Here is a 22323-nt window from a genome sequence, read left to right as displayed (position 1 = left end):
CAGCGAGTTACTTGATGAGCGCGGGGACGTCCATGCCGAGCCACTTGTTGTAGGACTCATCGGCGGCCCTGCTGATGTTGTAGTTCATGATGAAGTTGTTCAGGTAGTTGAGCCAGAGCTGGTCGCCCATCTTGATGCCGAAGGACACGAACGAGGGCGCCAGTGGGGGCGCATCGAGCACCCGTACCGCATCACCCTGGCTCGCGCGGACGCCGGCGACCACCGCGGTGCTCTCCATCAGTGCGTCCACCTTTCCGCTGCGCAGGGCTTGGATGGAGTCGGCGACGGCTTCGAACAGGCTGGGCTTGGCCTGCGGGAACTCGGCTTCCAAGATGGTGGCGGGCACACTGCCGCGGGTCGAGGCCACGGTGCGGCCGGCAAGGTCGTCATAGCGCCGAATCGAACTGTCCGCGGGCACCACGACCAGCTGTCCCTCTGACGCATACGGCCGGGTGAGCGCGACCACCTGGGCCCGCTCGTCGAGGTTGGTCAGCGCGGCGATGATGACGTCGGCTTTTCCGGTCTCCAGCATGGGAATTCGGCTCGCATTGGTGGCGCTGACGAATTCCACGCTGACGCCGAGTGAGTCCGCGAGTGCTCTGGCCTTGTCGATGTCGAAGCCTTCGTAATCGCCGGAGCCGTTCATCACGCCATACGGAGGGGCATCCGCGAAGACACCGATGGTGATCTTCTTGGAGGTCAGCACCTTGGTCAGGACGCTGCTCTGGGTGGTGCCGGTCTGACCCGACGACGTACAGCCGGCCAGCACCAGCGCAGTGGTGGCGGCAAGGGCGACGAACACGGCGCGGAGGGCTCTACGCATGAATGTCCTTTGTTCAGAAGATTTTTCAGGTCGAGGCCCGTAACCGTCGCGCCCCGTTTGGATAAATCAGAGATTATCTATAATCTGTAATCTACGCAACAGTGGCAGGCGGCAGTGTCTGCGCCGGAATGGGTGCAGACAGCTGCATAGGATTGACGCCACTGGGCAACCCTGGCGACCTTTTGTGAAGGAGAACGACCATTGACGGAGGCGCTGGAACCACTGGCCGCAGTCGCCCCGTTGCCCGCGTCGCGACGGCATCAGATCGCGGACTGGCTGCGCGAGCAGATTGTGAAAGGCGGCCTGGCACCCGGTGCGCAGCTCAAGCAAGATGTGCTGGCCGCACACCTGAGCACCAGCCCCGGTCCCGTGCGCGAAGCCCTGCGGCAGCTGGAAAGTGAAGGCTTGGTGCATCACATCCCCAACCGCGGGGCATTCGTGGCGACGGTGAGCGCCGACGAACTGCTGGGGGTGTTGCTTCCGGTGCGGTTGTCCATCGAGCAGTTCGCCGTGGAGAAGGCAAGCCTCGATCCAGCCGTGCTGGCCGAGCTGCAGCGGCTGGTGGCGCTCATGGACGATGCCGCGGCGGCCGACAACCTGGATCTGCTCAACGAACTCGACGTGCTGTTTCACGAGACGATCGTCAAGAGCGCTCACTCTGAACACGCGATGCAACTGTGGGCCAGTGTGCAACCGCGCATCCGGATGCAGATCCACCGGCTCGCCAGGCGCCACGACAGCCCGTTCGCGATCCCCGAAGAGCACCGCGCTCTACTGCACGCGATCAAGACCGGCGGGCCGGACGTGCGCCGCTCAGCGCTCCATGCCCACATCGTCGCCAGCGCCCGCGAGTTGCTTTCCGTCGCCGAGCCCGACTGAACGCCAACCAATCTCCGCGTTCAGCTTGCGTTGGGCCACGGTTCACGCCACGGTGTACGCATGACAGCGGCTGAGCCCAGTACAGACGGTTCCTACCGCGACCGGATCGCAGCTGTCGAGCCGGGCGGTAACGAGCACATCGCCGAGGCCGATCGGCACGGCAAGCCCAGCCAGTTGTTCTGGACCTGGACCTCGCCGAACCTGGAGTTCGCCACGATCTTCCTGGGCGTGCTGGCGGTGTCCGTCTACGGCATGACGTTCTGGCAGGCGGTGGCCGGCCTGGCGATCGGCACGGGTCTAGGGGCGCTGGCGCACTACTTCCTGTCCAAGCGTGGGCCTTTGCACGGCGTCCCGCAGATGGTGCTGGGCCGGCTGGCGTTCGGCTTCAAGGGCAATGCCGTGCCCTCACTGCTGATGACGGTGACCGCGGGCATCGGGTGGTTCGCCACCAACAGCGTCAGCGGTGCGTTCGCACTCTCCACCCTGATCGGCATCGCGCCGGTGCTGGCGCTGGTGCTCGTCGTCGTGGTGCAGACCGCGCTGGCGATCTTCGGGCACAACCTGGTGCAGGCCTTCGAACGGTGGGCATTCCCGGTGCTCGCGGTCATTTTCGCGATCACCTCGGTCGTGATCCTGAGCAAGGCGGATCTGGGCGCGCCCGCGGTCACCGGTGGTGTCGGTGGCACGGGTGGCTTCCTGCTGACCGTGGGCACCGCATTCGGTTACGTCGCCGGGTGGGCTCCGTATGCCGCCGACTACACGCGGTACCTGCCCCGGTCCGAGGCCGGCCCGCGTACCGGATTCTTCGCTGCCGCAGGACTGTTCGTGTCGTGCATGCTGCTGCAGACGGTGGGCGCGGCGTCGGTGACCATCGGCCCCGCGGTCTCGGACAATCCGACCACGGCGTTCACCTCGGAGTTGGCCCCGTGGCTGGCGAGCCTGACCCTGCTGGCGATCGCGATCGGGGCCGTGGCCGCCAACGCGATCAACATCTATTCGGGTGCAATGGCTTTCGTGACCATCGGGATCAAGCTCCCGCATCACATCGCCCGGGCCTTGGCGACCGCGTTCTTCGGCATCGTCGGATTTCTCATCGCCTGGTGGGCGCTGGCCGACGCTGCCGCAAGCTACGAGGCTTTCCTGTTGATCATCGCGTACTGGATCGGCCCGTGGCTCGGGGTGGTGTTCGCCGACGAGTACCTGCGCGGCGACGCGCCCGTCGCGCAGTTCCTCTACGACCGGTCATACACGAACTGGCCGGGCCTGTTCTCGTTCCTGATCGGTCTGGTGGTGTCGGTGACGTTGTTCTGCAACCAGACGAAGTTCGTCGGCTACATCGCACGCGAGGTACCACAGTTGGGTGACATAACATTCTTCGTCGGTTTCCTCATCGCCGGTGCGTGCTATCTCGTGTTGTGCCGGTCAAAGCTCACCGCGGAACGTATGGTGCCGGCATGACCCCGGAGCAGATGCTCGACGTCGCTGTCGAGGAAGCACGAAAAGGATTGGCCGAAGGCGGTATTCCGATCGGTGCCGCCTTGTTCAGCTCGGACGGGGCGCTGCTGGGCGCCGGCCACAACCGTCGCGTGCAGAACGACGACCCGTCGATCCACGCCGAGACGGACGCCTTCCGGGCCGCCGGGCGCCAGCGCGGCTACCGGTCCACGATCATGGTGACGACGCTCTCGCCGTGCTGGTACTGCAGCGGCCTGGTCCGCCAGTTCAACATCGGCGCGGTGGTGATCGGTGAAAGCCGGACCTTCACGGGTGGCCATGACTGGCTGGCCGAGCACGGGGTGGCGGTTACCCTGCTCGACGATGAACGCTGCGTGGCGATGATGGAGGACTTCATCGCCGAGCGGCCGGACCTGTGGGCGGAGGACATCGGCGAATGAGCGCGATAGCAACGATTGACATGTCCCGGTGGTACGCCGGCGGGGCAGAGGCCGACGCGGTCGCCGCCGAGGTCGACGCCGGGCTGCAGCGCGCCGGCTTCATCGTCGTCACCGGCCACGGTGTGGACACCGCCCTGGCGGCCAAGGTCCGCGCGGCCAGCCGCGAGTTCTTCGCGCTACCCGACGACGTCAAGCAGGGCTACTCGGTACCGGTCGGCGGGCACGGCTGGATCGGGCCGGGCGCTGAGGCCAACGGCTACGCCGAGGGCACCGAGACCCCGCCCGATCTGAAGGAGAGCTACAGCCTGGGCGCCGAGACCGCGACCGGTGACCCTGAGGTGGACCGGATCTGGTTCGCACCCAACGTGTGGCCGGCCGAGGTGCCTGCGCTGCAGACGCTGGTCGACGAGTACACCGCCGCGATGCGGAAGGTCTCCGACGACCTGCTGGCCTTGTTCGCCCACGCCCTCGGGCTGGCGGCCAACCCCTTTGTCGCCCTGGCGGATCGGCCGACCTGGACCATGAACATCAACCACTATCCGCCGGTCAGCGTGGTGGGGGAGCCAGAGCCGGGCCAGTTCCGGATCGGCCCGCACACCGACTTCGGCACGGTGACCATCCTCGACCGCGAGCCGGGCGCGGGCGGACTGCAGGTCTACTCCGAGCAGGAGGGCTGGGAGGACGCGCCGTGGGAGCCGGGATCGCTCACGGTGAACATCGGTGACCTGCTGGAGTACTGGAGTGGCCGCCGTTGGCCCTCGGGCCGGCACCGCGTCCTGCCGCCGCAGGCGCACGCCCCGGAAGAGGACCTGGTCTCGCTGATCTACTTCTACGAGGCCAACCACGATGCGCTGGTCGCGCCGCTGGAACCCCCCATCGGCAAGATCGGCGGCCTGGAGCCCGTGACGTCATCGGCCTTCATCAAGGAACGCCTGGACGCCATCACCATCGGCTGACGCGCTACGACCTGGGCGTCGGGCCGGCGGGGTCGAGGGTGTAGAACCCCGTCGTCAACGGTTTCCGGGCGCCGCGATGTTCGGTCGCCACAATCTCGGCCATCGCCCCGGTGGCGTCCGCACCGAACAGAAAGAGCAGCTCGCGGTGTGGCGCCGCAGCCACGATGTCCTCGCCGAGAAACCGGGTCATGCGCTCGTAGAGCCCGGGAGCCACCAGTGTGGTTGCTGCCAGCCAACTTCCGCTCGCGACAACGGTCGGTGCTCCGGACGGCCCCCGATCGAAGAACTCCAGCGCGATCTGGCCCGCCGACAAGGCGGCGGACAGGGCCCGATCGGCGTGGCCGTAGGCCGTGGCCAGGTCGATCCCGGCGCCGGCCAGGCCGGCGGCTCCCACCGCGCCGAGGATCTGCGCATCAGCCGGGCCCGTCGGTGTCACCAGAGCCACCGAGAGCCCATGACCGATCCGGCGCTGAGACTGCGCGCCGGTCGACAGCGCGTCGGGATAGTCCTCGGGAACCAGGTATGGGTAGATCTGATCGACATCGATCGTCGAGGGTGCCGCGTCTCGCCGCCGACGGAGCCAACCGGTCATCTCCATACCGTCATCCTGCGCTATGGCCAAGCGGCGTTACTGACCAGTTAGGGTTACCGACATGCGCGTTTACATCGGTGCCGACCACGCCGGATTCGAGTTCAAGCAGACCATCATCGAGCACCTCAAGAAGACCGGCCACGAGCCGATCGACTGCGGTGCCTACAGCTACGACGCCGATGACGACTACCCGGCGTTCTGCATCGACGCGGCAGTCAGGACAGTCGCCGATCCCGGCAGCCTGGGTATCGTGCTCGGCGGCTCGGGCAACGGCGAGCAGATCGCCGCGAACAAGGTGCCCGGCGCCCGCTGTGCCCTGGCCTGGAGCGTCGAGACTGCCAAGCTGGCCCGCGAGCACAACAACGCGCAGCTGATGGGCCTGGGCGGTCGCATGCACACAGAGGAGGAGGCGCTGGCCATCGTCGACGCGTTCCTGTCGACGCCGTGGTCGGAAGCCGAGCGCCATCAGCGCCGCATCGACATCCTGGCCGAGTACGAGAAGGACCACGTGGCCCCGCCGGTTCCCGGCGCGCCCGCCTGACCCATGCCCGAAGGGCACACCCTGCACCGGCTGGCCCGGCTGCACCAGAAGCGGTTCGGCCGGGCACCGGTGATGGTGTCCAGCCCGCAGGGCCGATTCGCCGATGGTGCCGCCGCGGTCAGCGGCCAGGTGTTCAAACAGGCCGACGCCTGGGGCAAGCACCTGTTCCACCACTACGACGGTGGCCGGGTCGTGCACATCCACCTCGGCCTGTACGGCACGTTCACCGAGGCTCTCGTCCCGCTGGGGCTGCCGGTCGGCCAGGTGCGGATGCGGATCGTGGGCGCCGAGTACGGCACCGACCTGCGTGGCCCCACTGTGTGCGAGGTGATCGCGGAGCCCGAGATCGCCGACGTGGTGGCGCGCCTCGGTCCCGACCCGCTGCGCAAGGACGCCGATCCCGCCCTGGCCTGGGCACGAATCAGTAAGTCGCGCAGGTCAATCGGTGCGTTGTTGATGGACCAGTCGGTGATTGCCGGGGTCGGCAACGTGTACCGCAGTGAGCTGCTGTTCCGTCATCACATCGATCCGTACCGGCCGGGCACCCATATGGGGCAGGCCGAATTCAGCGACATGTGGACCGATCTCGTCGAACTGATGAAGGTCGGCGTGCGTCGGGGCAAGATCGTCGTCGTCCGGCCCGAGCATGATCACGGTGCCCCGTCCTACGGTCCGGGCCGGCCCCGCACCTACGTGTATCGCCGGGCGGGGGAGGCCTGCCGGGTGTGCGGCGCAGGAGCGCGCACCGCGGAACTGGAGGGCCGCAACCTCTTCTGGTGCCCCGACTGCCAGGTGTGAGCGCGCGGCGCCGGCGCGGGCACGGGACGATTCCCGGGTGGAATTGATCCTCGTCGTCGTCGGAGCCATCCTCGTCACAGCAATCGCGCACCGCCGTGGGATGGAACCCGCCCTGATCATCGTGGTGATCGGCAGCGCGGTGTCGTTCCTTCCGGGGTTCGAACCCCCCGAGCTGGATTCGCACATTCTGCTGACGGTGGTGCTGCCGCCGCTGCTGTACTCGGCAGCCCTGGACTTCTCCTTCCCGACGTTCTTCCGCAACATCCGCCCGATCCTCGGCCTTGGTGTCGGGCTGGTCGTGGTGACGGCTTTCACGGTGGCCGCGGTGTCGTCCTGGCTGGTGCTGGTGCCGCTGACCTTCGGGCTGGCCCTCGTGCTCGGCGCGATCGTCGCGCCGCCGGACGCCGTCACGGCCGTCGCGGTGGGCCGCAAGCTCGGCCTGCCAAAACGGGTGATGGCGATCCTCACCGGCGAGAGTTTGATCAACGACGCGGCGGCGCTGACCCTGTTCTCCATCGCGGTGGCCCAGGTGGCGGGCAGCCACACCTTCATCGAGAACCCCTTCCTGCTGTTCGGATACAGCGCCACGGTCGGCCCGGTGGTCGGGGCACTGCTGGGCTACGTGACGCTGTGGATTCGAAAGCACCTGGACAACCCTGGCCTGGAAACGGTGCAGGGCCTGGTGGTTCCGTTCGCGGCCTTCATCACCGCCGAGGAACTGCACGCCTCCGGTGTGCTGGCGGTGGTGGTCGCCGGCTTCGTGGTCGGCAACGGTGCGATGGGTGCGGGGTACCAGACCCGACTGCAGGAGCGCTACGTCTGGAATTCGGTGGACGTTCTGCTCGAGGCGTTCGTATTCGCCTACATCGGGTTGCATCTGAGGTTCGTGCTGCAGGACCTCAACGAAGCCCACGAGTCGCTGACCGTCGTCGCCGTCGCCTCGGTGATCGTGTTGCTGATCGTGCTGGTGATCCGCCCGCTGTCGGTGTTCTTGATGTTCGGCCGGAACAAGCTGTCACGGCACGTGGAGAGCAAGTTCAGCGTGCCGGTGCCCGACGGCGCCCGCGGCGCCCTCGGCCGGCGTGAGCGAAAGCCTGAGGCGCGGTGGCGCCGGATCATCGACCGCCGCTCACTGAGCTGGCGAGAGAACGTCGTCGTGTCCTGGACCGGGATGCGGGGCGTGGTGACATTGGCTGCGGCCGCCGCGATCCCGGTCACCACAGCTGCGGGCGAACCCTTCCCGGAGCGCGCCACCATCCAGGCCATCGCGTTCGCGGTGAGTGTTGGCACGTTGCTGATCCAGGGTTGGACCCTGCCCCTGTTGATCCGCCGGCTGAACCTGTCCCGGTTCTGCGACGATCACGCCGCCGACCGGGAAGAAGAACTCAAGGCCGAGCGCGTGGTGCACGATGCGGCCGACGAGGTGCTCGACGCGTTCGAGGTGGATCCTCCAGAAGGTCTGGATCCCCGTGTGGTGACCGAGATCCGCGCGGTCATCGCCCGGCATTCACAGGACGCGGACGAAATGCCCGATCCCGAGGCGCTCACCAAACGGGCCGCGGTGTTCTCGGGCCTCTACCGCGATGTGCTTGCCGCGCAACGCGGTGCGCTCATCACCGAGCGTGACGAAGGTCGCATCGAGGACGAGGCGGTGCGAGCCATGCTGGAGCGTCTGGACCTACAGGAGGCTGGTGTGTCGGCGCGTCTGGAGAGCCGCCTCTAGATTTGTGTCGGGTTTCGGCTTGACCTTGCCCTAGGTGGCAGTGTTTACAGTCTGGGCGAGGACTTGACATGCAGATTTCTGAACTGGCCCGCCGGACGGGCACGTCGACCAAGGCCGTGCGTTACTACGAACACCTCGGCCTGCTGACTCCGGCACGCCTGGGCAACGGATACCGGAACTACTCCGATGAGCATGTGCAGATCGTGGAAGAGATCCGCGCACTCGCCGCGATCGGTATCTCCCCGTCGAAGGCCGGCCCGTTCGTCGACTGCCTTCGCCACGGTCACGAGCACAGTGACGAGTGTCCCGAATCGCTTGCGGCATACCGGGACAGCATCGCCGTACTCGATGAGACCATCGCGTCGTTGACGCGTAAGCGCCAAGTCCTCACGGCGCGGCTGACCGAGGCCGCGTGTCGAGCATTCGATGAGGAGCACCGACCGTTGACCGAGTTCACGTCTCTTCCCGCCGACCTGCCCGCACCCGTTGACGACGGTGCCGCAGACCATTTGGTGGGCCGGCCGATTCCCGACATCACCTTGGCCGGCAGTGGCGGTGAGGACATCGGGCTCGAGAGCCTGCCCGCGGGACGCACGATCATCTACCTGTACCCGCTCACCGGTCGTCCGGGAGTTGACCTCCCCGAGGGCTGGGACGCGATTCCCGGCGCGCGCGGATGTACACCAGAGGCGTGCGGATTCCGCGATCACTATGCGGAACTGCGCGCTGCCGGCGCGCAGCAGGTGTGGGGATTGTCCAGCCAGGACGCCGACTATCAGGCGGAAGTTGTTCGGCGGCTGGGCTTGCCGTTCGGGATGCTCTCGGATGAGGCGTTCGTCCTGGCGGACGCGCTGAACTTGCCCACGTTCGCGGCCGCCGGGCACCCGCGTCTCTACACGCGTCTCACCCTGGTGGTTCGGGACGGTCGGATCGAGCACGTGTTCTATCCGATATTCCCGACGGACACGCATGCCCAGCAGGTGCTCGACTGGCTCAACAGCCACCCGGTCGACTAGGCACCCGGGAAGTCAGGAGTCTGCTGGGCGGGGTCAGAAGCCCCCGAAATCACCGCCGAAGTCGCCGAAGCCGCCACCGTCGAATCCGCCGCCGTCCCAGCCGCTGGCGTCCGTTCCACCCCAGTCGCCACCGCCGGCGTCACCGCCATCCAATGCGCCGGCGTCGCCTCCGGTGTCCTGGCCCGCGGCGAAACCGTCGGAATAGCCGTCACCGTAACCGCTTTCGAATCCCTGTGCGCCGTAGTTGACTCCGTGCATACCGGAGAACATCGCGTCGAACAGCAGCACCGAGCCCAGGCCCCAGGCGCCGGCCACCAGGGCCGGCTTCCACCACGGCTCGGAGTACCAGCCGGCGGGCACCGGGCGCCCGGCCACCCGGCCGCCGGGGTAGTAGTTCGGGGTGCGCTGCGACGGGGTCGGGGAGGCCTCGATCTCGCGACCCTCGAAGTTGATCCGGCGGTCCTCGGTAACCGAGCCGGCCGCACGTTGTCCGGTCAACGACTCCAACTCGGGACCGGGATCCATGCCCATCGCGGTACGGGCCGCGCGCACGTAGTAGAGCCCCTCGATCGCGCTCTCCTTGGCCAGCACGGCCTGCTTGGCGGTGGTGGCCTGATCGATCTGTGAGGACGCGGCGGTGTACCGCTCGGAGGCGTCGGCCAGCGCCTGCTTGGAGGCGTCGTCGGAGCCGGTCAGGTTGAGCACCTGCCCGCCGAGACGCTCGATCAGCCGGCGGGCGTCAGCCTTGGCATCGGCCAGTGACTCCGCGGAGCGACGGCCGTTGGCCTGCGACGAGCTGTAGACAGCGAACGCGATCGCGGCGATGACAAGAACGATGAGTACCAGCAAAACGCTGTTCATGGCGTCCAGCGTACCGACGGAAATCGGCGTTTCCGGGTCCTCGAAGAGAACTCAAATTACGCCGAGAGCGGAGTACACCTCGTTGGACAGCGCGACCGTGCGCGGGTCGGCATTGCACTTGGTGGCGTCGAAGTAGTTCATCACGTACGCGTAGCCGATCCGGTGCTCCAGGTCGACGAAGGCGAACGAACCACCCGATCCGCCGTGCCCGAAGATGCCCGTGTTCGGCCCGGCCACGCCGCGCTGGTTGAGCATGTAACCCAGACCCCAGCCGTGATCGGCGACCCGCGCGCCCAGCACCACGTCGGCGTCGAATCCGCCCTGGGAGACCCGGCAGCGCTCCATGTGGTCGCGGGTCAGCAGTTTCTCCTGGGCCAGTGCGTTGTAGAAGGTCGCCATGCCGAGCGCGGTGACGTGCGCGTTGGTGCTCGGGAACTCGGCCGCGCGCCAGGTGTCCAGGGCTTGCACGCCCAGTTCGTCATCCGGCACGAAGTCCATCGACACCGCCCAACCGGCCATCGGATGGTCGTCGAGGGAGGCCGGCGGTTCGTTGACCAGGTTGTCGGCCAGCAGACTGCGCACCGACGGCTTGTTCACCATCTCCGCGCACCGGTGATGGTGCCAGGCAGGCAGGCCGATGTGGATGTCGGCGCCCAGCGGTTCGGCGATCTCGGTGCGTAGGTACTGGCCCAGGGTGCGGCCCGTGACTCGGCGCACGACTTCGCCGAGGATGAAGCCGAAGGTCACCACGTGGTAGCCCTGCGCGGTGCCCGGGGGCCACCACGGCGTCGCGGCGGCGATCCGGGCGCACACCGCGTCCCAGTCGGTCACCTGCTGCCAGCTCATCGGTTCGCGCGGGCCGATCACGCCGGAGCGGTGGCCCAGCACCATCGCGATGGTGATGTTCTGCTTTCCGGCCTGGCCGAACTCGGGCCAATAGCGGGCCACCGGCGCATCCAGGTCGATCTCGCCGCGGTCGGCCAACAGATGGATGCAGGTGCTCAGCAGCCCCTTGGATCCGGAATACACACTGGCCAGGGTGTCCTGCTGCCATGGCCTGGTGCCTGCCGCGTCGACCGATCCGCCCCACAGGTTGACCACCAGGTCGCCTTCGACCCAGACCGCGACGGCAGCGCCGACCTCATTGTGGTGGGCGAAGTTGTCCGCGAAGGCATCGCGCACCCGGGAGAATTCGGACGTGCAGAAGCCATCGATCGCATCGATCGGCTGACTTCTCAACGGTCCTCCAGCGGTGGGCAACGGATGTTGGCGATGACCCGGCAGAACGCCGGTACACGTCACTGCCCGATGGTAGGGGCGGCCCGTTGACTGAATCGATGGGCGCGGTCGGATCGTTACGAGGTCGGCGTCAGGTCTGCGCCGATTCGACGCCGGATCGAGACCGGATGTTTCATCGTCCGCACAGGTGAGCCACGCCCGGACCTTGCAGCTGGTCGGCGACCGCCGGAAAGCGTCCCGTCATCGCCAGTAACAGCGCCTCGCCTGGTCCACGAATCTCAGGCCCGCGGCCGGCTGACCAGTCGAGGTCAGAGGCGATCAATCGCAGCCCCCGGGTGCGGCGGGCTCCGCCGATCACCGGGCTGATCCGCGCAAAGGTGAGGGAGGTCAGCAGTGCGTCGGGTTTGACAGTGCGCGGTAGTCCCAGCGGGCGCCGGATGTCCTGCTGGTGGATCAGGCATTCGATCAGCGCCACCCGGCAGCCGTAGAGTGCGCCCGCGCCCGACGGGTCGGTGCCGGCCCGCATCCGGGTGCGGAGTTCGTCAGGTCCGGCCCCGGTGTCGGCTCGCAGGGCACGGTCGTTGATCCGGTCCACCCGGCCGCGTGCCGCCAGCATCGAGGCCGCGAGTCCCAGCCGGGTCTGCCCGAGATAGGCGATGGTGTGGGCGGCGACGTCGCGGACATCCCAACCCGCGCACAACGTCGGTGCTTGCCATTCGTGCGGGGCCAGCCCGTCGAGCAGATCGGCGAATTCTTGGCGTTCCCGGCGGGCCTGGGCACGGACGCTGAGCACACCGACAGTCTCGGCGATCATCGGCCGCGCGGACAAAACCACTCACGGCCTGTGTGTTGATGTGTTACCCAGGCGCAATGATGAAAATCCCGCTTGTCGTCGGCTTGGTTGCCGGCGCCATGTCGATCGCGTCCCCGGTCGCTCATGCGGATCGAGTCGAGCCACCGCCGCTGTACGGGCACTACGACTTGTTCATCGACTTCTCGAAGCAGACGTTCAAGGGAATGCCGACACCGATGAATCCGATTACGGTGCCTGTCGAATTCACCACGCGGTGCGACGTGAACGGTTGTGTTGCGCGCATGGACAATTCGGACGATCACGCCCGCAATCCAGGCGCCCCGGTGGCCTATGAGTACAGATGGAACAACGGCCGTTGGGAGACGAGCGGTGAGTATCCCTACTTCTGTGATCGCAACAACCCCGGCAGCGCCGTGCAGGCCCAACGCTCGGACTACTGGGTCCCGAACCCCGACGGCAGCTTCTACGGAGAGCGCACTCTCGTCATCGGGGGAGTCGGATGCCCAGGTGAGGGACCCGGCACCCATTGGCTGCCGATATCGCTGACGCCCGTCGACCCACCACCCGGTGGATCGGGGCAGTGATCGGGGCCCGACATACAAAAAACCGCCCTATCAGGGCGGTTTTGTTGGAGCGGGCGACGGGAATCGAACCCGCGTAGCTAGTTTGGAAGACTAGGGCTCTACCATTGAGCTACGCCCGCATGTGCAGCATCAGCACTGTACCGGTGTGCCCCCGATCAAAGCCAATTGAATGCTCCGTGCCGTCAGCACGTAGTATCTCGCGTGGTCCGTTCGTGGGTTTTGCCGCAGCGGATCGACCACCACCACGGGGTGTAGCGCAGCTTGGTAGCGCATCCGCTTTGGGAGCGGAAGGCCGCAGGTTCAAATCCTGTCACCCCGACTCACCCGCCAGTACGACCAGGACTATCTAGGAGCAGGAAGAGTGAAGAGCACAGTCGAGCAGTTGAGCCCCACCCGGGTGCGCATCAATGTGGAGGTGCCCTTCACCGAGCTTGAGCCTGATTTCGATCGCGCGTTCAAGGCGCTGGCCCAGCAGGTCCGCCTGCCCGGCTTCCGCCCGGGCAAGGCCCCGCGCAAGTTGCTGGAGGCCCGCGTCGGCCGCGGCGCGGTGCTGGAGCAGGTTGTCAACGACGCGCTGCCGAGCCGCTACAGCGAGGCCGTCACGGCTTCCGACGTCAAGCCACTGGGTCAGCCCGAGATCGAGGTGACCAAGCTGGAGGACGGCCAGGAACTGGCGTTCACCGCCGAGGTCGACGTGCGTCCCGAGATCACCCTGCCCGAGTTCGACTCGCTCAAGATCACTGTCGATCCGATCGAGGTTGACGATGAGGCGGTCGACGCCGAGCTGCAGTCGCTGCGGGCCCGTTTCGGCACCCTGACCGGCGTCGAGCGCGGCGCCCAGGAAGGAGACTTCGTCTCCATCGACCTGTCGGCCACCGTCGACGGCACCGAGGTGCCCGAGGCCGCGACCGAGGGCCTGTCGCACGAGGTCGGTTCCGGTCAGCTGATCGAGGGCCTCGACGAGGCGATCACCGGCCTGAAGGTCGGCGAGTCCAAGGTCTTCACCACCAAGCTGGCCGCCGGCGAATACGCCGGCCAGGACGCCGACGTGACCGTGACCGTGAAGTCGGTCAAGGAGCGCGAGCTGCCTGAGGCCGACGACGACTTCGCCCAGCTGGCAAGCGAATTCGACACCATCGATGAGCTCAAGGAGAGCCTCACCGACCAGGTGCGCCGGGTCAAGAGCGTGCAGCAGGCCGAGCAGATCCGCGACAAGGCCATCGAGGTGCTGCTGGAGCAGACCGAGGTTCCGTTGCCGGAGAAGGTCGTTCAGGCCCAGATCGACGACACCCTGCACAACGCGATCCACGGCCTCGACCACGACGAGGACAAGTTCGCCGAGCAGCTGACCGAACAGGGCAGCAGCCGTGAGGAATTCGACGCCGACAACAAGTCGAACGCTGAAAAGGCCGTCAAGACCCAGCTGCTGATGGATGCCGTCGCCGACAAGCTCGACATTCAGGTGGGTCAGAACGACCTCACCGAGCGTCTTGTGCTGATGTCGCGTCAGTACGGCATCGAGCCCCAGCAGCTGATCCAGATCCTGCAGCAGAACAACCAGCTGCCGGCCATGTTCGCCGACGTGCGCCGTGGACTGACCATCGCCGCTGTGGTGCACGCCGCCACCGTGACCGATACCGACGGCACCGTGATCGACACCACGGAGTTCTTCGGTCCGGCCGAGGCTGCGCAGGCCGAGGGCGAGCAGGCTGACGAGGCCGACGACAAGGACGCTGACGCCGCCGAGTGACGCTGTGAGCGAACGCAGCCCCGTACGGGAGTGCGTGGCGCCCCAGTTTCGTTAGTGTCGTCAGTACCAATGCGTAAGAGAAAGCAGGTATCCAGTCGTGACTGACATGCGTTCGAACGGGAGCGGGTTCAGCCTCGTCGACTCCGTCTATGAGCGCTTGCTTGCCGAGCGGATCATCTTCCTGGGTTCCCAAGTGGACGACGACATCGCCAACAAGCTGTGCGCGCAGATCCTGTTGCTGTCGGCGGAGGATCCGACCAAGGACATCCACCTCTACATCAACTCGCCCGGCGGCTCGATCAGCGCCGGCATGGCCATCTACGACACGATGGTCCTGGCGCCGTGCGACGTCGCCACCTACGCGATGGGCATGGCCGCCTCGATGGGTGAGTTCCTGCTCGCTGCGGGCACCAAGGGCAAGCGTCACGCCCTGCCCCACGCCCGGGTGCTGATGCACCAGCCGCTCGGTGGTGTCACCGGCAGTGCCGCGGACATCGCCATCCAGGCTGAGCAGTTCCACGTCATCAAGAAGGAAATGTTCCGGCTCAACGCAGAGTTCACCGGCAAGTCCGTCGAGCAGATCGAGGCCGACTCCGACCGCGACCGCTGGTTCACCGCGCCGGAAGCTCTGGAATACGGGTTCGTCGACCACATCATCACCAGCGCCAACATCAACGGCACCGGACCGGGAGCAGGACTGGACAAATGACCGACCACACTGATCCCCGCCTTCAGCCGCAGGCTCGCTACATCCTGCCGTCGTTCATCGAGCACTCGAGCTTCGGCGTCAAGGAATCCAACCCGTACAACAAGCTGTTCGAGGAACGCATCATCTTCCTCGGCGTGCAGGTGGACGACGCGTCGGCCAACGACATCATGGCCCAGCTGCTCGTGCTGGAGTCGCTGGATCCCGACCGCGACATCACCATGTACATCAACTCGCCCGGTGGCTCGTTCACCTCGCTGATGGCGATCTACGACACCATGCAGTACGTGCGTGCCGACATCCAGACGGTGTGCCTCGGGCAGGCCGCCTCGGCCGCCGCGGTGCTGCTGGCCGCCGGTACCCCCGGCAAGCGCCTGGCGCTGCCCAACGCCCGGGTGCTGATCCACCAGCCGTCGCTGTCCGGAGTGATCCAGGGACAGTTCTCGGACCTGGAGATCCAGGCCGCCGAGATCGAGCGGATGCGCACCCTGATGGAGAGCACGCTCGCCCGCCACACCGGTAAGGATCCCGAGGTCATCCGCAAGGACACCGACCGCGACAAGATCCTCACCGCGGCCGATGCCAAGGACTACGGGATCATCGACACGGTCCTGGAGTACCGCAAGCTGTCCGCTCAGGCCTAGTAGTACAGCGGCAACCCCCAGCCTGATGACACACGCCCTGCCCGGTTACCTCCGGTGCGGGGCGTGCGTCGTCGTGGGGGAGTCTGAAAGATCCGCTGACCTGCGCTTCCGTAGGCGTCGGGGTGGTGCCGGTACCCTCGACCACGGCGAATGCCGCACAAGGACCAGGTCGTTCGACTACTCGTCCCCGCTCCACAACGACACGCCAAGGACACAGTCAGCGTGCCGACGGGTGACGGGCCGCAAGGAGAGATATGTTCTCCTGCACGTGAACAAATACCACCGGAGCGATTCGGCCTTATCGGTCGCACCGCGACGGAACGAACGGGTAGCGTCGGGTTTACGCCCGAGGTGACCCAGCAACTGGCGTAACGACCGACTGCAAACAGGAAGTAGGACCCCCCCACATGGCGCGCATTGGAGACGGCGGTGACCTGCTGAAGTGCTCGTTCTGCGGCAAGAGTCAAAAGCAGGTCAAAAAGCTCATTGCCGGTCCGGGCGTGTACATCTGCGACGAGTGCATCGATCTGTGCAACGAGATCATCGAGGAGGAACTCGCCGACGCTGACGACGTCAAGCTCGACGAGCTGCCCAAACCCGCGGAGATCCGTGACTTCCTCGAGGGCTACGTCATCGGTCAGGACACCGCGAAGCGCACGCTGGCCGTGGCTGTCTACAACCACTACAAGCGCATCCAGGCCCAGGAGAAGTCCCGCGATTCGCGCTCCGAGCCGGTCGAGCTGACCAAGTCCAACATCCTCATGCTGGGCCCCACCGGCTGCGGTAAGACCTACCTGGCCCAGACGCTGGCCAAGATGCTCAACGTGCCGTTCGCCATCGCCGATGCGACCGCGCTGACCGAGGCCGGGTACGTGGGCGAGGACGTCGAGAACATTCTGCTCAAGCTGATTCAGGCCGCCGACTACGACGTCAAGCGCGCCGAGACCGGCATCATCTACATCGACGAGGTCGACAAGATCGCCCGCAAGAGCGAGAACCCGTCGATCACCCGCGATGTCTCCGGCGAGGGTGTGCAGCAGGCCCTGCTGAAGATCCTGGAAGGCACGCAGGCCTCGGTTCCGCCGCAGGGTGGCCGTAAGCATCCGCACCAGGAATTCATCCAGATCGACACCACCAACGTGCTGTTCATCGTGGCGGGTGCGTTCGCGGGCCTGGAGAAGATCGTCTCCGACCGGGTCGGCAAGCGCGGTCTGGGCTTCGGCGCCGAGGTGCGGTCCAAGGCCGAGATCGACACCCAGGACCACTTCGCCGAGGTGATGCCCGAGGACCTGATCAAGTTCGGTCTGATCCCCGAGTTCATCGGCCGCCTGCCGGTCGTGGCCTCGGTGACGAACCTGGACAAGGAGTCCTTGGTCAAGATCCTCTCCGAGCCGAAGAACGCTCTGGTGAAGCAGTACGTCCGGCTGTTCGAGATGGACGGCGTGGAGCTGGAGTTCACCGAAGAGGCGCTGGAGGCGATCGCCGATCAGGCCATCCACCGCGGCACCGGTGCCCGCGGCCTGCGCGCCATCATGGAGGAAGTCCTGCTGCCGGTGATGTACGACATCCCCAGCCGCGACGACGTCGCCAAGGTGGTCGTCACCAAGGAGACCGTGCAGGACAACGTGCTGCCGACCATCGTGCCGCGCAAGCCGTCGCGGTCTGAGCGTCGCGACAAGACCGCATAGTCCAATACGCCCAAATTGCACTCAGGGTCGTGATCCCAGCCGGATCACGACCCTGAGTGCATTCGTGCTGGGGTTCGGGCGGTAAGGCCCTATACCGGCGTCACCGAACGCAACAGCTGCTGCGCGAACCAGAATTTCTTTGCCATCACTGCTGCACGCGGTCAGGGCGGGTGTAGACGTTCATCGAATCGCCCCGCAGGAAGGCCACCAGGGTCAGGCCGGATTGGCCGGCCAGATCGACGGCCAGCGAGGACGGCGCGGACACCGCGGCCAGGATCGGGATGCCCGCCATCACGGCCTTCTGGGTGAGCTCGAACGAGGCCCGGCCGCTGACCAGAAGGACCGTGGCGCTCAACGGAATCCGGTTGTGCTCCAGCGCCCAGCCGATCACCTTGTCGACGGCGTTGTGCCTGCCGATGTCCTCACGGACGACGAGCATGTCACCGTCGACGGTGAACAGCGCTGCGGCGTGCAGGCCGCCGGTGCTGGCGAAGACCTTCTGCGCAGCCCGAAGTTGCCGGGGCATCGCCGAGAGCAGCGTGGCGGGAACCGTCGACGGGTCATCGCCGGGACAGTGCTTGCTGCTCAACCGCACCGCCTCCAATGAGGCCTTGCCACACACCCCGCACGACGAGGTGGTGTAGAAGTTGCGGGTCACGTCAACATCGGGCTTGGGCACGTCAGGGGCCAAGGTGGCGTCCAACACGTTGTAGGTGTTGATTCCGTCCTCGTTGGCACCCCGGCAGTAACGCACCGACACCAGGTCCTCACGCTGCGCGATCAAGCCCTCGGTCAGCAGAAACCCTTGGGCCAGCTCGACATCGGCGCCCGGGGTGCGCATCGTGACAGTGATGGGCGTGCCGTCGACGCGGATCTCCAGCGGCTCCTCGACCACCAGCGTTTCCGGGCGGGCCTCGGCCGTGGCGCCGGTCAGGTGGTGGGCGCGTCGGCGGGCGGTGACCCGGCCCACTAGGCCCCCTCCAACCGGATTACGACGGCCTTCGACACCGGCGTGTTCGATTTCTTGGCCGTGTGATCAAGCGGCACCAGCGGATTGGTTTCCGGGTAGTACGCCGCGGCGTTGCCTCTCGGGGTGGAGTAGGCGACGATCAGGAAGTCCTTCGCGCGGCGCTCCTGCCCGTCGAATTCCGACACGAGGTCCACGCGGTCTCCGTCGGCCAAGCCCATGGCTTCGATGTCTGCGGGGTTGACGAACACCACGCGGCGGCCACCCTTCACGCCGCGGTAGCGGTCGTCCAGGCCGTAGATGGTGGTGTTGTACTGGTCGTGGCTGCGCAGCGTCTGCAGCACCAGGCGTCCTTGCGGTACCTCCACCCATTCCAGCGGATACACCGAGAAGTTGGCTTTACCTGTGGTGGTGCGGAATTCGCGGGAATCGCGGGGTGGATGAGGCAGCTGGAACCCGTCGGGCTGACGCACCTTGGTGTTGTAGTTCTCGCAGCCGGGTACCACGTCGGCGATGGCGTCGCGGATGCGGTCATAGTCGGCGTTGAACTGCTCCCACGGCACCGGATGGCCAGGGCCCAGTAGTGCGCGAGCCAGCTGACAGACGATCGCGACCTCACTGCGCAAGTGCTCGCTCGGCGGCGTCAGGCCGCCGCGAGACAGGTGCACCATCGACATCGAATCCTCAACGGACACCAGCTGCTTTCCGCCGGCCTGGAAATCTCTGTCGGTGCGTCCGAGGGTAGGCAGGATGAGCGCGGTGCGACCGTGAACCAGGTGACTGCGGTTCAGCTTCGTCGAAATCTGAACGGTCAGAGCGCAACTGCGCAAACCGGCCTCGGTGACCTCGGTGTCTGGGGTGGCGGAGACGAAGTTGCCTCCCATCCCGATGAAGACCTTGGCACGGCCATCGCGCATGGCGCGGATCGCATCGACGGTGTCGTAGCCGTGCTTGCGGGGGCTGGCGATGCCGAACCTGTTGTCGAGCGCATCCAGGAACTTCTCGGGCATCTTCTCCCAGATGCCCATGGTCCGATCGCCCTGGACGTTGGAATGCCCGCGCACCGGGCACACGCCCGCACCCGGCTTGCCGATCATGCCGCGCATGAACAGCAGGTTGGTCGCCTCGCCGATCGTCGCCACCGCGTGGCGGTGTTGGGTCAGCCCCATCGCCCAGCAGATCACCGTGCGCTGCGAGGCGATCAGCATGTCGGCGACGCGGCGCAGCTGGGTCTCGTCGATACCGCTGGCCTCGGTCACAGTGGCCAGGTCGACCGCCCGCGTCTGGCGGGCATAGTCGTCGAAGCCCGCGCAATGGGCCTCGATGAACTCCCGGTCCAACACCGTGCCCGGGGCGGCGTCCTCCGCCTCCAGCAGCAACCGGCCCAGGCCGGCGAACAGTGCCATGTCCCCACCGAGCCGGATCTGGACGAACTCGTCGGCGATCGGCACGCCGTGCCCGACAACACCGTGCACCTTCTGCGGATCCTTGAACCGGATGAGCCCGGCCTCGGGCAGGGGGTTGATCGCAACGATCTTGGCGCCGTTGGCTTTTGCCTTCTCCAGCACCGACAACATGCGCGGGTGGTTGGTGCCCGGATTCTGCCCGGCGATCAGGATCAGGTCGGCCTCGGTGACGTCCTCGACGGTGACGGAGCCCTTGCCGATGCCGATCGACTCGGTCAGCGCGGTGCCCGAGGATTCGTGGCACATGTTCGAGCAGTCCGGCAGGTTGTTGGTGCCGAAGCTGCGGACCATCAGCTGATAGAGGAATGCCGCCTCGTTGCTGGTGCGCCCGGAGGTGTAGAACAGTGCCTCGTCGGGGGAGGCCAGCGCATTGAGGTGTACGGCGATGAGGCGGTACGCGTCATCCCATTCGATAGGCCGGTAGTGCTCCTCGCCGGGTGTGAGCACCATCGGCTGGGTCAGCCGGCCCTGCTGAGACAGCCAGTACTCGGGCTTGGCCTCGAGTTCGGCGACGCTGTGGCGGGCGAAGAAATCCGGTGTCACGACGCGTTTGGTGGCTTCCTCCGCGACAGCCTTGGCGCCGTTCTCGCAGAACTCGGCCAGCTTGCGGCCACCGTGCTCCTCGGGCCACGCGCAACCCGGGCAGTCGAAGCCGTGCCGCTGGTTGAGCCTGGTCAATGCGGCGGCGGTGCGCAGCGGGCCCATCTGCTCGAGTCCGCGCTGCATGCTGACCAGGACCGCCTTGACACCTGCGGCCTCGTCTTTGGCGCCCGTGCTGATGATTTTGTACTCGTCGTAGTCGGCATCGATGTCCTGGGCGCGAGTCATGAAATTCAATCTAATACCCGAAAATCACGAGACACGCCGCTTGGCGGGCGTCGACATTCGATATTTCACATGCAGTGATAGATGATTTCTATCGAACTGCGACGAATGCGGGATCCATGGCGAGCGATGTGCTGCTACAGCAACTCGACTACCTGCTGGCGCTCGCGTCCGAGCGGCACTTCGGCAGGGCGGCCGCGCGGTGCCACGTGAGTCAGCCGACGCTGTCGGTGGGTATCCGCCGCTTGGAGCGCGAATTGGGCATCGTCATCGTGCAGCGGGGACATCGGTTCGAAGGATTCACCGAAGAGGGGCAGCGGGTCGTGACGTGGGCCCAGCGGATCGTCGCGGAGCGCGATGAGATGCTCGCCGATATCGACCGCATGCGCGGGCGGTTGACCGTCACGGCCCGGATCGGGGCGATCCCGACGGCGGTGCCCACCGGCCCGTTCATCACCACCGAGTTCCTGCGCCGCAATCCGGCGGCGTCGGTGCGCTTCGAGGCGCTGTCGTCGCGAGAGATCGCGCGGCGGCTGGCCGACTTCGAGATCGACGCCGGGTTGACCTATCTCGATGACGAAGCCCCGCCCGGAACCAGGTCGGTGGAGATGTACCGGGAGCGCTATGTCCTGGTGGCTCCGGCCGATGATGCACTGATGCGTCAACCGGAGATCGCGTGGTCGGATGCGGCCGGACTGGAACTCTGCTTGCTGACCACCACGATGCGCAACCGGCGCATCCTCGATGCCAACATGGCCGCCGAAGGGGTGCGCTACCGCCCAGTGGTGGAGGCGGATTCGGTCGATGCGCTGTATGCGCACCTGACGAACTCGCCGCGCGCGACCATCGCCTCCACCGCATGGCTGCCACAGCTCGGTGTGCCTCCGGGCTTTGCTGCGCGGCCGATGGTGCAGCACGGTCCGCACCCGGCGATCGGCCTGGTGGTGCTCGACCGTGAGCCCGCGTCGATCGTGGCCGCCGCGCTCGTCGAGGTGGCTGCCGATCTCGATCTCGGCAGCCGCATCGACGGCTGGGACGCGACGGGGCCCGCAAGCCCCGGGCTTGCGTAGAGCGTCAGGGACCGCGTACTGCTTTGCCGCTGAGGGCATGGTTGTTGTTGAGCAGTGTCCAGCCGGGTGGAAGCCTGGGGTCGAGTGGTTCTGGGGCGGATGGTTCGGGGTTCCAGAGGTGTTCGACATTGGGTGTGTTGGGTGTGGGTTGGTCGAAGTCGTTGTCCCAGTCCAGGTCCCATTGCGGGTGCCATTGCAGTTCCCCGTCTGCAGGCTGCTCGGGTTCATGGGTCAGGTCCCGTTCGGGGTCGTGTTCGGGGTGCTGCTGTGGTTCCGGTTCTGGTTGGTCCTGGGGTGGGGTGAGGAGTAGTTCGGGGCGGTGGTGGTAGTTGATGCGGTGTTGGCCGTGGTCCAGTTGTGGTGGTGGGTGCCATTCGACTTCGCCGTGGTTGTTGATGGTGGTGGTGTAGCCGCCGTTGGTGTGCACGAGGCGGTTGTCGGGGCCGCAGGCCAGGGCCATGTCGTCGACGTTGGTGTTGCCGCCGT

General features: G+C 66.3%; 21 protein-coding genes, 2 tRNA genes and 1 pseudogene. 15 read left to right on the top strand and 9 right to left on the bottom strand.

Annotated features, from left to right (window positions below; translation table 11 throughout):
* Nucleotides 1-7 precede the first annotated feature (7 nt).
* Nucleotides 8-823, bottom strand: coding sequence for a substrate-binding periplasmic protein (locus tag ACWEFV_RS29085; protein WP_450072724.1), 816 nt, complete (start codon nt 821-823; stop codon nt 8-10).
* A gap of 201 nt (nt 824-1024) precedes the next feature.
* On the opposite strand from ACWEFV_RS29085, the gene ACWEFV_RS29080 reads away from it, so the two are divergent.
* From ACWEFV_RS29080 to ACWEFV_RS29065, 4 genes are read left to right on the top strand one after another with little or no spacing between them, the layout of a single operon-like run.
* Nucleotides 1025-1702, top strand: coding sequence for a GntR family transcriptional regulator (locus ACWEFV_RS29080; protein WP_450072723.1), 678 nt, complete (start codon nt 1025-1027; stop codon nt 1700-1702).
* A 60-nt stretch (nt 1703-1762) separates the two neighbouring features.
* Nucleotides 1763-3160: a purine-cytosine permease family protein gene (locus ACWEFV_RS29075; protein ID WP_450072722.1), complete on the top strand. Its 1398-nt coding sequence runs from the start codon at nt 1763-1765 to the stop codon at nt 3158-3160.
* Nucleotides 3157-3597 (top strand): nucleoside deaminase, encoded by a 441-nt coding sequence (locus ACWEFV_RS29070; protein WP_450072721.1) that lies wholly within the window; start codon nt 3157-3159, stop codon nt 3595-3597. Before ACWEFV_RS29075 ends, ACWEFV_RS29070 begins: the two co-directional genes overlap by 4 nt.
* Nucleotides 3594-4553 carry an isopenicillin N synthase family dioxygenase gene (locus tag ACWEFV_RS29065; protein WP_450072720.1) on the top strand — a complete coding sequence of 320 codons (960 nt, stop codon included), beginning with the start codon at nt 3594-3596 and terminating at the stop codon, nt 4551-4553. Before ACWEFV_RS29070 ends, ACWEFV_RS29065 begins: the two co-directional genes overlap by 4 nt.
* Before the next feature lie 4 nt (nt 4554-4557).
* On the opposite strand, the gene ACWEFV_RS29060 is transcribed toward ACWEFV_RS29065, so the two are convergent.
* Entirely contained in the window at nt 4558-5145 is a 588-nt protein-coding gene (locus ACWEFV_RS29060) for a hypothetical protein (protein WP_450072719.1), read from the bottom strand.
* 61 nt (nt 5146-5206) lie between these two features.
* On the opposite strand from ACWEFV_RS29060, the gene ACWEFV_RS29055 reads away from it, so the two are divergent.
* From ACWEFV_RS29055 to ACWEFV_RS29040, 4 genes are all read left to right on the top strand, one after another.
* The gene (locus tag ACWEFV_RS29055; RefSeq protein WP_135456410.1) at nt 5207-5686 is read left to right on the top strand and encodes a ribose-5-phosphate isomerase; all 480 of its coding nucleotides are present in this window, start codon (nt 5207-5209) and stop codon (nt 5684-5686) included.
* A 3-nt stretch (nt 5687-5689) separates the two neighbouring features.
* Complete coding sequence (locus tag ACWEFV_RS29050; RefSeq protein ID WP_450072718.1) at nt 5690-6484, top strand: Fpg/Nei family DNA glycosylase; 795 nt, start codon at nt 5690-5692, stop codon at nt 6482-6484.
* A 37-nt stretch (nt 6485-6521) separates the two neighbouring features.
* Entirely contained in the window at nt 6522-8207 is a 1686-nt protein-coding gene (locus ACWEFV_RS29045) for a cation:proton antiporter (RefSeq protein ID WP_135456405.1), read from the top strand.
* A gap of 68 nt (nt 8208-8275) precedes the next feature.
* Nucleotides 8276-9223 (top strand): MerR family transcriptional regulator, encoded by a 948-nt coding sequence (locus tag ACWEFV_RS29040; protein WP_450072717.1) that lies wholly within the window; start codon nt 8276-8278, stop codon nt 9221-9223.
* Nucleotides 9224-9256: 33 nt separating this feature from the next.
* Here the strand turns inward: ACWEFV_RS29040 and ACWEFV_RS29035 are convergent, their stop codons facing one another.
* The 3 genes from ACWEFV_RS29035 to ACWEFV_RS29025 all read right to left on the bottom strand — a co-directional run bounded on the left by ACWEFV_RS29035 (nt 9257) and on the right by ACWEFV_RS29025 (nt 12137).
* Nucleotides 9257-10084, bottom strand: coding sequence for a DUF1542 domain-containing protein (locus ACWEFV_RS29035; protein ID WP_450072716.1), 828 nt, complete (start codon nt 10082-10084; stop codon nt 9257-9259).
* A 51-nt stretch (nt 10085-10135) separates the two neighbouring features.
* The gene (locus ACWEFV_RS29030) at nt 10136-11323 is read right to left on the bottom strand and encodes a serine hydrolase domain-containing protein (protein ID WP_450072715.1); all 1188 of its coding nucleotides are present in this window, start codon (nt 11321-11323) and stop codon (nt 10136-10138) included.
* 172 nt (nt 11324-11495) lie between these two features.
* On the bottom strand, nt 11496-12137 hold the full coding sequence (locus tag ACWEFV_RS29025; protein WP_450072714.1) for a maleylpyruvate isomerase family mycothiol-dependent enzyme: 642 nt from the start codon (nt 12135-12137) through the stop codon (nt 11496-11498).
* A gap of 56 nt (nt 12138-12193) precedes the next feature.
* On the opposite strand from ACWEFV_RS29025, the gene ACWEFV_RS29020 reads away from it, so the two are divergent.
* A complete protein-coding gene (locus tag ACWEFV_RS29020) occupies nt 12194-12721 on the top strand; it encodes an MBOE_33420 family protein (protein WP_450072713.1) in 528 nt (175 codons plus the stop codon).
* Nucleotides 12722-12766: 45 nt separating this feature from the next.
* On the opposite strand, the gene ACWEFV_RS29015 is transcribed toward ACWEFV_RS29020, so the two are convergent.
* Nucleotides 12767-12840, bottom strand: a tRNA-Gly gene (locus ACWEFV_RS29015).
* 126 nt (nt 12841-12966) lie between these two features.
* Here ACWEFV_RS29015 and ACWEFV_RS29010 point away from each other — a divergent pair.
* The 5 genes from ACWEFV_RS29010 to clpX all read left to right on the top strand — a co-directional run bounded on the left by ACWEFV_RS29010 (nt 12967) and on the right by clpX (nt 17509).
* A tRNA-Pro gene (locus ACWEFV_RS29010) sits at nt 12967-13040 on the top strand.
* Nucleotides 13041-13082: 42 nt separating this feature from the next.
* Nucleotides 13083-14471 carry a trigger factor gene (tig, locus tag ACWEFV_RS29005; protein WP_135456397.1) on the top strand — a complete coding sequence of 463 codons (1389 nt, stop codon included), beginning with the start codon at nt 13083-13085 and terminating at the stop codon, nt 14469-14471.
* A 106-nt stretch (nt 14472-14577) separates the two neighbouring features.
* A complete protein-coding gene (locus ACWEFV_RS29000) occupies nt 14578-15180 on the top strand; it encodes an ATP-dependent Clp protease proteolytic subunit (protein WP_450072801.1) in 603 nt (200 codons plus the stop codon).
* Nucleotides 15177-15821, top strand: coding sequence for an ATP-dependent CLP protease proteolytic subunit ClpP2 (clpP2, locus tag ACWEFV_RS28995; protein WP_135456393.1), 645 nt, complete (start codon nt 15177-15179; stop codon nt 15819-15821). Before ACWEFV_RS29000 ends, clpP2 begins: the two co-directional genes overlap by 4 nt.
* 407 nt (nt 15822-16228) lie before the next feature.
* Nucleotides 16229-17509, top strand: coding sequence for an ATP-dependent Clp protease ATP-binding subunit ClpX (gene clpX, locus ACWEFV_RS28990; protein ID WP_135456391.1), 1281 nt, complete (start codon nt 16229-16231; stop codon nt 17507-17509).
* A 145-nt stretch (nt 17510-17654) separates the two neighbouring features.
* Here the strand turns inward: clpX and fdhD are convergent, their stop codons facing one another.
* Nucleotides 17655-18479 (bottom strand): formate dehydrogenase accessory sulfurtransferase FdhD, encoded by an 825-nt coding sequence (gene fdhD / locus ACWEFV_RS28985; RefSeq protein WP_135456389.1) that lies wholly within the window; start codon nt 18477-18479, stop codon nt 17655-17657.
* Nucleotides 18479-20770, bottom strand: coding sequence for an FdhF/YdeP family oxidoreductase (locus ACWEFV_RS28980; RefSeq protein ID WP_450072712.1), 2292 nt, complete (start codon nt 20768-20770; stop codon nt 18479-18481). The genes fdhD and ACWEFV_RS28980 overlap by 1 nt, the downstream gene beginning before the upstream one ends.
* Nucleotides 20771-20886: 116 nt before the next feature.
* Between ACWEFV_RS28980 and ACWEFV_RS28975 the strand changes: the two genes are divergently transcribed.
* Nucleotides 20887-21837, top strand: coding sequence for a LysR family transcriptional regulator (locus ACWEFV_RS28975; RefSeq protein WP_450072711.1), 951 nt, complete (start codon nt 20887-20889; stop codon nt 21835-21837).
* Between the two features lie 4 nt (nt 21838-21841).
* On the opposite strand, the pseudogene ACWEFV_RS28970 reads toward ACWEFV_RS28975, so the two are convergent.
* Nucleotides 21842-22323, bottom strand: a pseudogene (locus tag ACWEFV_RS28970) (HNH endonuclease signature motif containing protein); the annotation flags it as partial.

It is taken from the genome of Mycobacterium sp. NPDC004974 (assembly GCF_053600815.1).
Note: the sequence above shows the minus strand (reverse complement) of the source record. Positions and strands in the feature narration are given on the sequence as shown.

Bases quoted from the DNA above. Each gene is read 5' to 3' on its own strand.
- ACWEFV_RS29050 (WP_450072718.1), top strand. From the start codon at position 5,690: ATGCCCGAAGGGCACACCCTGCACCGGCTGGCCCGGCTGCACCAGAAG.
- clpX (WP_135456391.1), top strand. From the start codon at position 16,229: ATGGCGCGCATTGGAGACGGCGGTGACCTGCTGAAGTGCTCGTTCTGC.
- ACWEFV_RS29085 (WP_450072724.1), bottom strand. From the start codon at position 823: ATGCGTAGAGCCCTCCGCGCCGTGTTCGTCGCCCTTGCCGCCACCACT.
- ACWEFV_RS28975 (WP_450072711.1), top strand. From the start codon at position 20,887: ATGGCGAGCGATGTGCTGCTACAGCAACTCGACTACCTGCTGGCGCTC.
- ACWEFV_RS29000 (WP_450072801.1), top strand. From the start codon at position 14,578: ATGCGTTCGAACGGGAGCGGGTTCAGCCTCGTCGACTCCGTCTATGAG.
- ACWEFV_RS29035 (WP_450072716.1), bottom strand. From the start codon at position 10,084: ATGAACAGCGTTTTGCTGGTACTCATCGTTCTTGTCATCGCCGCGATC.
- ACWEFV_RS29060 (WP_450072719.1), bottom strand. From the start codon at position 5,145: ATGACCGGTTGGCTCCGTCGGCGGCGAGACGCGGCACCCTCGACGATC.
- ACWEFV_RS28980 (WP_450072712.1), bottom strand. From the start codon at position 20,770: ATGACTCGCGCCCAGGACATCGATGCCGACTACGACGAGTACAAAATC.
- ACWEFV_RS29075 (WP_450072722.1), top strand. From the start codon at position 1,763: ATGACAGCGGCTGAGCCCAGTACAGACGGTTCCTACCGCGACCGGATC.
- clpP2 (WP_135456393.1), top strand. From the start codon at position 15,177: ATGACCGACCACACTGATCCCCGCCTTCAGCCGCAGGCTCGCTACATC.
- ACWEFV_RS29025 (WP_450072714.1), bottom strand. From the start codon at position 12,137: ATGATCGCCGAGACTGTCGGTGTGCTCAGCGTCCGTGCCCAGGCCCGC.
- ACWEFV_RS29070 (WP_450072721.1), top strand. From the start codon at position 3,157: ATGACCCCGGAGCAGATGCTCGACGTCGCTGTCGAGGAAGCACGAAAA.
- ACWEFV_RS29020 (WP_450072713.1), top strand. From the start codon at position 12,194: ATGATGAAAATCCCGCTTGTCGTCGGCTTGGTTGCCGGCGCCATGTCG.
- ACWEFV_RS29055 (WP_135456410.1), top strand. From the start codon at position 5,207: ATGCGCGTTTACATCGGTGCCGACCACGCCGGATTCGAGTTCAAGCAG.
- ACWEFV_RS29065 (WP_450072720.1), top strand. From the start codon at position 3,594: ATGAGCGCGATAGCAACGATTGACATGTCCCGGTGGTACGCCGGCGGG.
- ACWEFV_RS29040 (WP_450072717.1), top strand. From the start codon at position 8,276: ATGCAGATTTCTGAACTGGCCCGCCGGACGGGCACGTCGACCAAGGCC.